At 62.2% G+C, this 12388-nt stretch carries 13 protein-coding genes; 2 read left to right on the top strand and 11 right to left on the bottom strand.

Annotation, left to right across the window (positions count from 1 at the left end; genetic code table 11):
- Positions 1–69: 69 nt before the first annotated feature.
- From AC1DXU_RS28270 to AC1DXU_RS28240, 7 genes are all read right to left on the bottom strand, one after another.
- The gene (locus tag AC1DXU_RS28270; protein ID WP_477246042.1) at positions 70–1188 is read right to left on the bottom strand and encodes a branched-chain amino acid ABC transporter substrate-binding protein; all 1119 of its coding nucleotides are present in this window, start codon (positions 1186–1188) and stop codon (positions 70–72) included.
- Between the two features lie 137 nt (positions 1189–1325).
- The gene (locus tag AC1DXU_RS28265; protein WP_477319913.1) at positions 1326–1673 is read right to left on the bottom strand and encodes a DUF6867 family protein; all 348 of its coding nucleotides are present in this window, start codon (positions 1671–1673) and stop codon (positions 1326–1328) included.
- Between the two features lie 112 nt (positions 1674–1785).
- Complete coding sequence (locus tag AC1DXU_RS28260) at positions 1786–2514, bottom strand: ABC transporter ATP-binding protein (RefSeq protein WP_258606637.1); 729 nt, start codon at positions 2512–2514, stop codon at positions 1786–1788.
- Positions 2514–3629 carry an ABC transporter ATP-binding protein gene (locus AC1DXU_RS28255; RefSeq protein ID WP_477374298.1) on the bottom strand — a complete coding sequence of 372 codons (1116 nt, stop codon included), beginning with the start codon at positions 3627–3629 and terminating at the stop codon, positions 2514–2516. Before AC1DXU_RS28255 ends, AC1DXU_RS28260 begins: the two co-directional genes overlap by 1 nt.
- Positions 3629–5251, bottom strand: coding sequence for a high-affinity branched-chain amino acid ABC transporter permease LivM (livM, locus tag AC1DXU_RS28250; protein WP_477374296.1), 1623 nt, complete (start codon positions 5249–5251; stop codon positions 3629–3631). Before livM ends, AC1DXU_RS28255 begins: the two co-directional genes overlap by 1 nt.
- 4 nt (positions 5252–5255) lie before the next feature.
- On the bottom strand, positions 5256–6158 hold the full coding sequence (locus tag AC1DXU_RS28245; protein WP_477374294.1) for a branched-chain amino acid ABC transporter permease: 903 nt from the start codon (positions 6156–6158) through the stop codon (positions 5256–5258).
- A gap of 435 nt (positions 6159–6593) precedes the next feature.
- Complete coding sequence (locus AC1DXU_RS28240; protein ID WP_477374292.1) at positions 6594–6980, bottom strand: ectoine synthase; 387 nt, start codon at positions 6978–6980, stop codon at positions 6594–6596.
- A 174-nt stretch (positions 6981–7154) separates the two neighbouring features.
- Between AC1DXU_RS28240 and AC1DXU_RS28235 the strand changes: the two genes are divergently transcribed.
- On the top strand, positions 7155–8072 hold the full coding sequence (locus tag AC1DXU_RS28235; RefSeq protein ID WP_477374290.1) for a LysR substrate-binding domain-containing protein: 918 nt from the start codon (positions 7155–7157) through the stop codon (positions 8070–8072).
- Here the strand turns inward: AC1DXU_RS28235 and AC1DXU_RS28230 are convergent.
- From AC1DXU_RS28230 to AC1DXU_RS28220, 3 genes are read right to left on the bottom strand one after another with little or no spacing between them, the layout of a single operon-like run.
- Entirely contained in the window at positions 8065–9066 is a 1002-nt protein-coding gene (locus AC1DXU_RS28230; RefSeq protein ID WP_477319926.1) for a 4-hydroxyproline epimerase, read from the bottom strand. The genes AC1DXU_RS28235 and AC1DXU_RS28230 overlap by 8 nt on opposite strands.
- 11 nt (positions 9067–9077) lie before the next feature.
- A complete protein-coding gene (locus AC1DXU_RS28225) occupies positions 9078–10328 on the bottom strand; it encodes an NAD(P)/FAD-dependent oxidoreductase (protein WP_477374372.1) in 1251 nt (416 codons plus the stop codon).
- Positions 10329–10367: 39 nt separating this feature from the next.
- A complete protein-coding gene (locus tag AC1DXU_RS28220; protein ID WP_477374288.1) occupies positions 10368–11261 on the bottom strand; it encodes a dihydrodipicolinate synthase family protein in 894 nt (297 codons plus the stop codon).
- 108 nt (positions 11262–11369) lie between these two features.
- Here AC1DXU_RS28220 and AC1DXU_RS28215 point away from each other — a divergent pair, with 108 nt between their 5' ends.
- A complete protein-coding gene (locus tag AC1DXU_RS28215; protein WP_477319982.1) occupies positions 11370–12023 on the top strand; it encodes a GntR family transcriptional regulator in 654 nt (217 codons plus the stop codon).
- A gap of 9 nt (positions 12024–12032) precedes the next feature.
- Here the strand turns inward: AC1DXU_RS28215 and AC1DXU_RS28210 are convergent, their stop codons facing one another.
- Complete coding sequence (locus AC1DXU_RS28210) at positions 12033–12350, bottom strand: hypothetical protein (protein ID WP_477319932.1); 318 nt, start codon at positions 12348–12350, stop codon at positions 12033–12035.
- Positions 12351–12388: the final 38 nt, after the last annotated feature.

Genomic DNA, 12388 nt, shown 5'->3' with positions numbered 1-12388 from the left:
GTCGTGCCCGACATGAAAAATGCCCGGCGCAGCGCGCCGGGCATTTCCGAAAGTCAGACGTTTGTCGGCTTATTGCTCGAAGTAGGTGTACTTGCCGTCGTCACCCTTCTTCCAGTTATAGATGACATAGTCGGGGCGGGTGATGTCGCCCTTGGCGTCATAGCCGATGTCGCCGATAGCGGTCTTCCAGGGGCCGCTCGCCTTGATCTCTGCGGCAACCTTCTGCGCATCGTCCGACGAGCCGACCTTGGCGGCGGCGGCGGCGACGATCTGCAGGGCGGCGTAGGAGTAGAGCGTATAGGCCTCAGGCTCGAAACCGGCGGCGCGGAACTTCTCGACGAGTTCCTTGGCGTTCGGGTTCTTGCGCGGATCGGGAGCGAACGTCATCAGCGTGCCATCGACGGCGTCGCCGGCGATCGAAGCCAGTTCGTTCGACACGATGCCGTCGCCCGACATGAACTGGACCTTGAGGCCCTGGTCAGCCGCCTGGCGCTCGATAAGGCCGAACTCGGTATGCAGGCCGCCGTAGTAGACGACGTTGACACCGGCGTCCTTCATCTTGGCGATGAGGGCCGAGAAGTCCTTGTCGCCGACATTGATGCCTTCATACAAGACTTCGGTCAGGCCGTTGCCATTGAGCGCCTTCTTGGTTTCGTCGGCGAGGCCCTGGCCATAAGGCGTCTTGTCATGGATGACAGCGATCTTGCCGTCCTTGAAGTGCGCGGCGAGATAGTCGCCGGCAACCTTGCCCTGCTGATCGTCGCGTCCGCAGGTGCGGAACGTGTTCCACAGGCCGCGCTCAGTCAGCTGCGGGTTGGTCGCCGAAGGCGTGATGACGAGAATGCCGTTCTCGGCATAGACTTCCGACGCCGGGATGGTGACGCCCGAGTTGAAGTGGCCGACAACATACTTCACGCCGTCAGCGACGAACTTGTTGGCGACCGAGATACCCTGCTTCGGGTCCGATACGTCGTCACCGACTTCGAGCTTGACCTGCTGGCCGTTGATGCCACCGGCCGCGTTGATGTCGGCGGCGGCCTGTTCGGCGCCCTTCTGCAACTGGGCACCGAACGCTGCGTTCGGGCCGGTGATCGGACCGGCTACGCCGATCAGAATGTCAGCCCACGCGTTACCGCTGAACGCGACAAGCGCGGTCAGGGCGACGGCGGACAAAAGTGACTTTTTCATATAACGCTCCCATTTACCGAGTGGGCGTGGATGATGCTTTCATGCGATGCCCACCCTTGCTCGCAGAAAGTTTACTTTGCCGATTTTCAGGCGCTTGTCACGCCGATTCATCCCCGAAACGGCGTTTATGATGAACGTCAAGCTTTCGGCTTCCAGCTCAAAAGCGAGGCTCGTTCGTAGAGCCAATTATACTGCGTCACCATCTGGTTGGTGCGCGTGTATTGATAGCCGATGAAGCCCAGAATCAGCAGCACGATGGTATCGACGATGTAGTAATGCAGAGAGAACATCGTGCCGCCGAACAGCGCATGGTGGATGAACCTGATGCCGATGCCGAGGCCAAGCATGTAGGCGAACAGCTGGATGAAGCTGCGCCATGTCTGGGCACTGGCCTTGCCGGTCATCCATGCCGCCCAGCCGCCAAGCAGGCAGGTGACGAAGAAGAACTGCCAGATCGAGGGTTCCTCGTAGAGAATGCCCTGCATGATGAAAACTCCCTAGCATGGTCCCGAAAAGTTGCAGACTTTTCGGATAAAGATCATGCGACTAACAAACGACTTGGAGCGGAATACCGGATGCACATATTCCGCTCCAAACTCAGTGGTGGCCGCCTTCGAGATAGGCGGCGCGCACTTCCGGATTGGCGAGCAGCTCCTTGCCGGTGCCGCTCATCGTCACGTTGCCGTTGACCATGACATAGCCGCGAGTGGCGAGCTTCAGCGCGCCGAAGGCGTTCTGCTCGACCAGGAACACGGTCAACCCCTGCGTGCGGTTCAGTTCGCGGATGGCGTCGAAGATCTGCTTGACGATCAGCGGTGCAAGACCCAGTGAAGGCTCGTCGAGCAAGAGCAGCTTCGGCCGCGCCATAAGCGCGCGCCCAATCGACAGCATCTGCTGCTCGCCGCCCGACAGCGTACCGCCGCGCTGGGCGATGCGCTCCTTGAGGCGCGGGAACAGCGTGAACACCTTCTCGACGTCCTCGTCATAGTGCTTGAGGTTGTCGAGGCTGGCGCCCATCTGTAGGTTTTCCATCACCGTCATGCGAGGGAAGATGCGGCGCCCCTCCGGCGATTGCGCAATGCGCATGCGCGCAATCTCGTGGGTGGGCATCTGGGTGATGTCGGTGCCTGCGAAGGTGATGGTGCCGGCGCGGGCGCGTGGAGCACCAAAGATGGTCATCATCAGCGTCGACTTGCCGGCGCCGTTGGCGCCGATCAGCGCGACGATCTCACCCTCGTTGACGGTGACATCGACGCCGTTCAGCGCCCGGATATTGCCGTAGTAGGTCTGGACGCCCTTGATATCGAGCAGCGTTGTCCCGGCCATTATTTGCGTCCTCCGCGCGGCTTGGTTGTCGAGGACTTCCCGGTCGACTTGGCCGTGGCCCGCTCGGACGGCTTTCTTGGCAAGTTGGCCCTCGCATCGACCTGCGCTGCCTTCGAAGCGCCCTTTGCCACTGTGATGCGCTCGCCCTCGCTGTGGCCGATAGTGTCGGTCACCGGGCCGGCCATCATCGACGACGACATGTCGGACCCGTGCGCCTTGTCGGGACCGGTGTCCAACTGCTCGATGACGGCTTCGTCACCGACCTCGGTCAGCACCGTCTCGACCTCTTCGTCATCGACACCGAGATAGGCGGCGATGACGCGCGGGTCGGTCCGCACCGATTGCGGACTGCCGTCGGAGATCTTGCGTCCGTATTCCAGCACCACGACATGGTCGGAAATCTGCATGACCACCGACATGTCGTGTTCGATCAACAGGATCGAGGTGCTGCTCTTGATGTCCATCAGCAGGTCGTTGAGCGCCGCCGATTCCTTCGGATTGAGGCCCGCGGCCGGCTCGTCGAGGCACAGAAGCTCGGGACCGGTGCACATGGCGCGCGCGATCTCCAGGCGCCGTTGCGCGCCATAGGGCAGGTCGCCGGCCGGATCGTCGGCACGGTCGACGAGATTGGCCTTCTCCAGCCAATGCTTGGCCAAGTCGATCGATTCGGCCGATGCCTTGCGATAGCTCGGGAAGCCGAACAGGCCCAGCATCGTATAACCCGACGCCTTCATCAGCTTGTTGTGCTGGGCGACCAGAAGGTTTTCCAGCAGCGTCATGCCCGAGAACAGGCGGATGTTCTGGAAGGTGCGCGCCACCTTGGCGCGCGCCGGGATCTCATGGTTCGGCAGCCGTTCGAGCAGGAAGCTCGAACCGTCGCTGCGGTTGAGCGTGATCATGCCTTCCGACGGCTTGTAGAAGCCGGTGATGCAGTTGAACACCGTGGTCTTGCCGGCGCCGTTCGGTCCGATCAGCGCGGTGATCTCGCCGCGCCTGGCCTGGAAGGAGAGGTCGCCGATGGCCACCAGACCGCCGAATTTCATCGACAGATGGTCGACCTGCAGGATGGCGTCTTTCATGCCCGGATTGGTCTTCTGAATCGAGTTCATGCTCATCAGCCGTGTCCCTCTTTGGTGAAGGACCCCGAGACCGCTTTTCGCTCCTTGAGGAAGGCGGTCGGTTCACGGCTGCCGACGAAGCCGCGCGGCTTCCACAACATGACGATGACCATAGCCATGCCGAACAAAAGCATGCGGTAGAGCTCCGGTGTGAAGTCAGGACCGAAGCCGGGGATGACCGTTATGTCGCCCCAGACCAGGCCTCTCTTGAGGAAATCCAACTCGCGCAGAATTTCCGTGCCGCCGATCATCACCATCGCCGCTATGGCGATGCCGATCAGCGAGCCCATGCCGCCGAGCACCACGATGGCCAGGATGATCGCCGATTCCAGGAAGACGAAGGATTCCGGACTGACGAAGCCTTGCCGTGCGGCAAAGAACGCACCGGCAAAGCCGCCGAACATGGCACCGGTGGCAAACGCCGTCAGCTTGGTGGTGGTGGTGTTGATGCCGAGCGAACGGCAGGCGATCTCATCCTCACGCAGCGCTTCCCAGGCGCGCCCGACCGGCAGGCGGCGCAACCTCACGGTGACGAAGGCGGTCAGGAAGCACAGCCCCAGGATCAGATAATAGAGGAAAATCTTGTAGTAGGCGCCCGACTGGGCGATGCCCAGCACCTTGGAAATATAGTTCGGGTCCGAGACGTTGAACGACATCAGGCCGAAAAAAGAGACCTTCGGGATACCGGAAATGCCGGCCGAGCCGTTGGTCACCTCGCGCCAGTTGATGATCACCAGCCGGATGATCTCGCCGAAGGCCAGCGTCACGATCGCCAGATAGTCCCCGCGCAGGCGCAGCACCGGAAAACCGAGCATCACGCCCCAGAACGCGGCCATCAGGCCGGCTGCTGGCAGCAGGATCCAGAATGACAGGCCGAAATGCGTGCCGAGCAGCGCATAGGCATAGGCCCCGACGGCATAGAAGGCGACATACCCAAGGTCTAGCAGCCCGGCCAGGCCGATGACGATGTTTAGCCCCCAGGCCAGCATCACGTAGATCAGGATCTGGATCCCGAAATTGTCAACCAGCAGCAGCGAACCCTGGAAACCGGCCGACCACGACCGCGACAAGGCGGCGAGAACCAGCACGACGCAAACTGGATAGAGCAGCAGTGCGATGATGCCCAATATGGAACCGCGGGTACGAATGAACCTGCGGAAGTAGTACAGCACCGAGGCAAAGGCATAGACGATGGCCAGCCCGCGCAGGAACCGGGAAAAGTCGGCCAGGAACGGTCCCAGCAACTCCTCAAGCGAGCCGGTCAAGGCCAGAAGGAACACGGCGGTCGCTATGACGACGGCGACGATGAAATAGGGGAGCGTGAAGAATCGCGTCGCCAGGCTGCCTGTGCCGGCATCGGCCGCTGTTCGACGAGCCATGAACGGCAAGGCATAGGCGACGTAGAGGAAACGTCCGGCCGCCACGGTGACGACCACAACGGCGAGGAGGCCCCAGCGCTGCACCAGAATCAGTTCGTTGGAGATGTTCTGATCGGTCTTCAGGCCGATAAACAGGACGAACAGGCCAAGCGCGATGGCGCCGGCATAGAGCGCCTCGCGAAAGGCGCGCTGGATGGGGCTGGCGACGACGTCGCTTTCCGGAGAAACGGTAACCGCCATGATCTCAGACCTTTTCGACTTCTGGCCGGCCCAGAATGCCGGACGGCAGGAAGATCAGCACGATCGCCAGGATGGAGAAGGCGGCGACGTCTTTGTAGTCGATGGAGAAATAGGCCGACCACATGCTCTCGATGAAGCCGATCAGCAGCCCGCCGAGCACGGCGCCGGGCAGCGAGCCGATGCCGCCGAGCACCGCCGCGGTAAATGCCTTAACACCGGGCGTGAAGCCGTCGGAAAACACCACCACGCCGTAATACATCAGGAACAGCGTGCCGGCGACGGCGGCAAGGGCGGCGCCCATGATGAAGGTGATCGAAATGGTGCGGTCGACATCGATGCCGAGCAGTGCCGCCATCTTGCGGTCCTGTTCGCAGGCGCGCTGCGCTCGGCCAAGCGCGGTCCTGTTGACGAGGTACCAGAACAGCGCCAGCAGGATCGCGGTGACCACGACGATGATGATCTGCTTCAGCGAAACGCTGACACCGTCGATCGTGAAGACCTTGGACACCATCGGCGGGACCGGCTTGTTGCGCGGCCCTTGCGTCACCTGGACGAAATTGGACAGTGCGATCGACATGCCGATCGCGGTGATCAGCGGCGCCAGCCGGAACGAACCGCGCAGCGGCCGGTAGGCCACCTTTTCGATCGTCCAGTTGTAGAGGCTGGTAAGCAGCATCGCCACGATCATCATGATCAGCAGCGCGAGCACGATCGGCACCGAAGTGAACATGGCGCCGAGGATGAGGAAGACGATGAGGGCGGTGAAGGCGCCGACCATGAAGATGTCGCCATGGGCGAAATTGATCATGCCGATGATGCCGTAGACCATCGTATAGCCGATTGCGATCAGCCCATAGATCGATCCCAGCGTCAGCCCATTGATAAGCTGCTGGACAAAGTACTGCATGCTGTCGTGGCTCCCCTGGAATGTCGCCCATGCAGACGCATTCCTTTTCGTATTTCCCCTAGTCGTAAAGTTTCGAGCCCGGATTGCAACGTGATTTTTCGATGGCCATGCGTGTTTTCCCGACACGCCATCAGATTGCCCGTTTTTTCTTATCCGGCCCCTGGACTATCGCGGACCCTATCATTGGCATAACGCAATGTCTTTGACGATTCAGCCGCATCATGCGCCTCGTTTCGAAGAAATCACCGTCAAGATTAGGTGATGAGCAGGATCGTTGCGTCATTGAAGGCGATCCGATTTTCGCGCCTTTCGCATCCCGGGGGGCCGGATTCTGTTAGCTGGCGCCAAACCTGCGCGAAAACGGATCGTCGTCGGCGATAAAGATGGCCTTCAGCCCGGCCATCCCATCGAAGCAATGATCGCTCCGCCCCGGCCTCAATAGGCCGAGCCGCCGTCCTGGCCAAGAACGTGCCGCTCGGTACCCTTCAATGGCGGGTTGAACACGCTGACCAGGATCATGTCGCTGGCGGCATCCGCGCGCAGAAAATGCTCGTCATGCTCGTTGAGCACATAGATCGTGCCCGGTTCGATGCGATGCACCAGGCCGGACATATCCTCGACCTCACCCCCGCCGGCGATGCAGTAGCAGGCCTCGAAATGCCTGCGGTAATGGAGGCGTGATTCGCTGCCGGCGCGCACCACGGTATGGCAGACGGTGAACCCCATGCCGTCCTGCTGCGTCAGCAGGCGATGGCTGGTGCCATTGCCCCAATCGACGAAGAAGTCAGATTTTTCTACATCAGTCAGTTGTCTTGTAAACATGATCGCTCTTTCGAAAGCTACGGCCACAGGCCACGACACGCAAAGCGGACAGGGAATCGCGCTGCTTGGTCTGCTGTTTTTGCGATAGTCCCGGGATCCGGCCGCAGGAATGCCGCAGCTGCGGGGCGCTTTCAAATGATTGCTTCTCATCCGATATGTTAGTAAATTTGACGGATGGATTACATCCCGTTGAATGCCGTCCGCGCTTTCGAAGCCGCTGCCCGCCATCTCAGCTTTTCGGCTGCTGGCGAAGAGCTTCACGTCACCCACCCGGCCATCAGTCACCAGATCCGGCGGCTTGAGGAATGGCTGGGCGTCTCGCTGTTTCACCGGGATGCCCGCAAGGTGCGGCTGACCGAAGCCGGCTTGATCTTGCAGATCTCGGCCAGTGGTGCGCTTGCCGAACTCGGCGCCACTTGCCGCCGCATTCGCCGCAATGCCGGCCAGGAAACCTTGTCGGTCGGCTGCATTCCTTCCATCGCCAGCCGCTGGCTGGTGCCGCGTCTATCCGACTTTGCCGCCCGCCACCCCGGCATCGGTATGCGGGTCGCCTATGCCAAGGCCGATGAGAGGTTCATCGACGGCCAGAACGATGTGCTGATCACGCTCGGCGCCGACCCCTCTCCTGACGTCACCAGCCTCAAGCTGTTTTCCCGCCTCAACCAGCCGGTGTGCAGCCCCCACTATCTCGCCGGCAAGGATCATCTGCGCACGCCGGCCGGCATCGCCGGCGCCGACCTGCTGCATGACGAGACCCGCGACGGCTGGCGCGAATGGTTTTCGCAAGCCGGCTTGCCCGGCGTCGATGTCGGCAATGGGCCGGTGTTCGCCGACTTCAATATTCTTGCGACGGCGGTCATCGCCGGTCACGGCGTGGCGCTCTGCCCGGTCGAAGTTTTTCGCGACGAGCTGAAGCGCGGCGACCTGATCGTCTTGTCGGAGATCGCGACCAACCGCGACAAGGGCTACTTCCTGACCATGCTGGCGCAAGCCTCACCGGCAGCGTTCAAATTCGCCGACTGGTTTCGCCAGGAGGTCTCGGTTGACAAGGAAGCAGGTGACTCCCGGGCCGGGCAACTCGACGTCATTTGACGATAAACCCATGCGCGAACGGATCGCGGTCGTCGATGAAGATGGTGTTCAGCCCGGTCATCCGCGCCCAGCCGCCGATCGACGGAATGATCGCCGGCTTGCCGGCAAGTGTGACCTCTTTCTCGACCCGGCCCTTGAACAGCGAGCCGATGATCGATTCGTGGACGAAGTCGTCGCCCGCCTTGAGCTTGCCCTTGGCATGAAGCTGCGCCATCCGGGCCGAGGTGCCGGTGCCGCACGGGGAGCGGTCGATCGCCTTGTCGCCGTAGAAGACGGCATTGCGCGCATCCGCACCCGCCACCGTCGGCGCCCCGGTCCACAGCATGTGCGACAGCCGGTTGATGCCGGGATTTTCCGGATGCTCGAATGTGTACTTCTCGTTGAGCCGCTGCCGTACCACCGGGCTCCAGGCGATCAGGTCGCCGGCTGAATGATCGGCCATGTCGCGATAGTTTTTCTGCGGCTCGACGATGGCGTAGAAATTGCCGCCATAGGCGACATCGACACTGATCTCGCCGAGCCCGGGGCAGTCGACCGTCAGCCCCTCGGCATAGAGGAAGGACGGCACGTTGGTGATGCGCACCTCTTCGACATACTCGCCAACCTGCTTGTATTCGGCGGTGACCAGGCCGGCCGGCGTGTCGAGCCTCAGCATGCCCGGCGTCTTCGGCTTGATCAGCCCGTGCTCGATGGCCATCGTCACCGTACCGATGGTGCCATGGCCGCACATCGGCAGGCAGCCCGACGTCTCGATGAACAGGATGGCGATGTCGCAATCCTCACGTGTCGGCGGGTAGAGGATCGAGCCCGACATCACGTCATGGCCGCGCGGCTCGAACATCAGTCCGGTGCGGATCCAGTCATACTCGGCCAGGAAATGCGCGCGCCGCTCCATCATCGTCGAACCCTGGAGCAACGGCCCGCCGCCTGCGACCAGCCGAACCGGATTGCCGCAAGTATGGCCGTCAATGCAGAAGAAGGAATGGCGTGCCATTTTGGACCCTGTCAGAAGCGGTTTGGCGAAAAGGCAGAAAGATCAAGCGCCGGACTTTGCCCGAGAACAAGCTCTCGGATCAACCGTCCGGTCGCCGCAGCCTGGGTGAGGCCGAGATGGCCGTGACCGAAGGCATAGATCACCGACGGACTTTTTTGCGCACAGCCAATGACCGGCAGCGAATCCGGCAACGAAGGACGAAAACCCATCCATTCGCGGCCACCTGAGGGATCGAGCCCGGGCAGGAACTTTTTCGCCTTTTCCAGCAGCGCCTTCGAGCGAGCATAATTGGGCGGCCGCTCGATGCCGCCGAGCTCGACCGCGCCGCCGACGCGCACGCCTGATACAAGCGGCGTGATAACGAAGCCATGGCCGGAGAAGATCAGCTGCCGCTTCACGTCGAAGGCAGTCTTCGGCAGCGTCGTGTTGTAGCCGCGCTCGGTTTCGAGCGGGATGCGATCGCCGAGATTTCTGGCCAAAAGATGCGACCAGGCGCCGGCGGCGATGACGAGGTGTTTTGCCTGCCTGGTCGTGCCGTCGGCCAGTGTCAGCGTCGCGCCGTCCTGAGCCGCATCGACACGCTCGATCCGCGCCCTTTCAAAGCGGGCGCCCTTGCTCTGCGCATAGGCCCAGATGGCTTTGCCAAGCAATTTCGGGTCGGCGACGGTCTTCCATCCTGGCACGAACGTGCCCTTGATGAAGCGTGGTGACAGCCCTGGCTGCAGCCGCGCCAGTTCCTCGCCTTCGACATGGCGAAAGACGATGCCAAAACGCTGCCTTGCCGCCCAGCCGGGCAGCGATGCCTTGAACTCGGCTTCGTTCTCATAGAGTTCGAGCGAGCCGTCCTCATGCAGCATGTCTCCGGTGCCGGAGCGCGCCATCAGCCCGGCCCATTCGGCCTCGGCAAGCCGCATCATCGCCACTTGCGCCGCAAGACTGCCCTCGTAGCGGTCGCTGCGCCCAGCGCGCCAGAAGCGGAACAGCCAAGGCAGCAGCTTCGGCAGATAGGCCGGCGGAATGCTGAGCGGGCCGAGCGGATCGGCAAGCCATTTCGGCAGTTGCCTGATCATGCCCTTGTGGGCGAGCGGCAGCACATCGGAAAAGGCAAAGGCGGCGGCATTGCCGGAGCTGGTCTCCTCGCAAATGCCGGTGCGGTCGAAGATCGTGACGTTACGCCCGGCTTCCGCCAGAAAGGCCGCGGCGCAGATGCCGATGATGCCGCCACCGACAATGGCGACGTCGAGTGTAGCATCACCATTCATTGCCATGCGCCGCGCTGCATATCTGCTCTGACGGTCCTCTTAGAACTGCGGCAGATTCGGCCGCACCGCCAACGCGTCCTTGACGATCTTCTCGACCGCCTTGCGGCGTTCGCCCGACAGCGGCTGGCGCGGCATGCGCACCCGGTCGTTGGTTTGAATCGCAAAAACTTCGGCGAGCTTGATGTTCTGCACCAGATAGGTCGACACGTCGAGGTCGAGCAGCGGCCGGAACCAGCGGTAGATAGACAGCGCCTCTTCGCGGCGGCCCTGCTTCATCAGCTGGTAGATGGCGACCGTCTCGCGCGGGAATGCCACGACCAGTCCGGCCACCCAGCCGATGGCGCCGACCGACAGCGCCTCGAACGCCAGATTGTCGACGCCGGTGAACAGATCGTAGCGGTCGCCGAAGCGGTTGATGATCTCGGTCGAACGGCGGATGTCGTCCGAGGATTCCTTGATGGCGACAAACCGCTTGTCCGCCGCCAGCTCTTCCATCTGGTCGACGGTGACGTCCACGCGGTAGGCAAGCCGGTTGGAGTATATCATGACCGGCAGGTCGCCGGCCTGAGCGACGGCGCGCAACGCCGCAACCGTCTCTTCCTCATTGGTGTGGTAGATCGGGCTCGGCACCACCATCAGCCCGTTGGCGCCCTCTTTCGCGGCGCGGCGTGCGATGCTGGCAGCCTCGCGGGTGCCGGCCTCGTTGACGGTCAGCAACACCGGCTTCTTGCCGGCGATCTTCTGCGCCGTCTTCAGCACTTCGATCTTCTCGTCAGGCGACAGCATCGGCCCTTCGCCGAGCGAGCCGCAGACGATGATGCCGTCGCAGCCGGCCTCCATCTGCAGCGCAAAGCAGCGCTCCATCTCGGCATGGTCGAGGCGGTCGTCCGCGGTGAATTTGGTCGTGACGGCGGGGAAAACTCCGGTCCACATGGTCATCTCTCCATCTGATATATCAGTGATATATTTCAAGCGAAAGCCGCTGTCAATGCAGATTCCGTTGTGATATATCCAAAATATATCAGGAGATGACCCTTGGCGTTGGTCGATGAAAGCCAAAGCTCCGAGCCGGTGGCGGCAAAAGCCTACCGCGTGCTCGAGCACATGATCGTGACGCTCGAACTGGCACCCGCCAGTTTCGTCACCGAAGGCGCGTTGATCGAGCGGCTCAAGCTCGGGCGCACACCGGTGCGCGAGGCCATCCAGCGGCTGGCCTGGGAAGGCCTGCTGGATGTTCGGCCGCGCGCCGGCATTGCCATTGCCCCGCTCCATCCCGGCGACTGGCTGCGCGTTCTCGACGCCCGTCGCGGAGTCGAGGTGGTGCTGGCCCGCTCGGCCGCCCGCTTCGTCACCCGCGAGGCCGCCGACCTGTTCCACGATGCGGCTTTGGCCATGCAGAGGGCAGTGATCTCCGGCAACGTGCTTGCCTTCATCCAGGCCGACAAGGCGCTCGACGAGGCGCTGGCGCTGGCCGCCGACAATCCGTTCGCCGCCCGGCTGGCCGCGCCCTTGCAGACCCACAGCCGCCGCTTCTGGTTCCGCTACAAGGCCGATACGGGTCTAGCCGAATCCGCCGAGCACCACGTCGCGCTGATCCGCTCGATCCTCGCCGGCGACGAAGAGGCCGCCGCCAAGGATGCCAAGCGCCTGATGGCGCTGCTGCGCGGCCATGCCGAGATGGCGGCCACGCGCTGATCAGGCTGTTCAGTTCCCGTGCGCCATCGCGGTCACAGTTTGGGTATTCTCCCATCCCTCACCGATCGCGAGGATGCAGCTTTGGCCGTTTACGTCGGTTATCAGCAAGGTCCATGTCCCACTTGCCGAGACATAGATTTCAACAATGGCAGCTTGCCCGACAACACCGTAGCCGGTCTGCCTCTGTTCAAAGGCCTGCGCCAGTCCGGCGATAACATCACTGTGGCCGCCGCAGACGAGTTGCGCCTGTGCGGGCAGCGTCGACAGCGCCAGCGCGGCGGCGATCGCGGCTATCCTGATCCATCGAAACGAAAATTTGTGTGCCATTTGGCACCTCCTTCGCCTTCACGTTCCGGCAAAGGGAG

It is taken from the genome of Mesorhizobium sp. P3_A10 (assembly GCF_056403175.1).
The sequence above is the reverse complement of the archived record's forward strand: the minus strand, read 5'-3'. Positions and strand labels throughout refer to the sequence as shown.

Excerpts from the sequence above, each read along its gene's own strand:
- AC1DXU_RS28245 (WP_477374294.1), bottom strand. The coding sequence starts at position 6,158 with ATGCAGTACTTTGTCCAGCAGCTTATCAATGGGCTGACGCTGGGATCG.
- AC1DXU_RS28240 (WP_477374292.1), bottom strand. The coding sequence starts at position 6,980 with ATGTTTACAAGACAACTGACTGATGTAGAAAAATCTGACTTCTTCGTC.
- AC1DXU_RS28265 (WP_477319913.1), bottom strand. The coding sequence starts at position 1,673 with ATGCAGGGCATTCTCTACGAGGAACCCTCGATCTGGCAGTTCTTCTTC.
- AC1DXU_RS28235 (WP_477374290.1), top strand. The coding sequence starts at position 7,155 with ATGGATTACATCCCGTTGAATGCCGTCCGCGCTTTCGAAGCCGCTGCC.
- livM (WP_477374296.1), bottom strand. The coding sequence starts at position 5,251 with ATGGCGGTTACCGTTTCTCCGGAAAGCGACGTCGTCGCCAGCCCCATC.
- AC1DXU_RS28230 (WP_477319926.1), bottom strand. The coding sequence starts at position 9,066 with ATGGCACGCCATTCCTTCTTCTGCATTGACGGCCATACTTGCGGCAAT.
- AC1DXU_RS28210 (WP_477319932.1), bottom strand. The coding sequence starts at position 12,350 with ATGGCACACAAATTTTCGTTTCGATGGATCAGGATAGCCGCGATCGCC.
- AC1DXU_RS28270 (WP_477246042.1), bottom strand. The coding sequence starts at position 1,188 with ATGAAAAAGTCACTTTTGTCCGCCGTCGCCCTGACCGCGCTTGTCGCG.
- AC1DXU_RS28255 (WP_477374298.1), bottom strand. The coding sequence starts at position 3,629 with ATGAGCATGAACTCGATTCAGAAGACCAATCCGGGCATGAAAGACGCC.
- AC1DXU_RS28260 (WP_258606637.1), bottom strand. The coding sequence starts at position 2,514 with ATGGCCGGGACAACGCTGCTCGATATCAAGGGCGTCCAGACCTACTAC.
- AC1DXU_RS28225 (WP_477374372.1), bottom strand. The coding sequence starts at position 10,328 with ATGAATGGTGATGCTACACTCGACGTCGCCATTGTCGGTGGCGGCATC.
- AC1DXU_RS28220 (WP_477374288.1), bottom strand. The coding sequence starts at position 11,261 with ATGTGGACCGGAGTTTTCCCCGCCGTCACGACCAAATTCACCGCGGAC.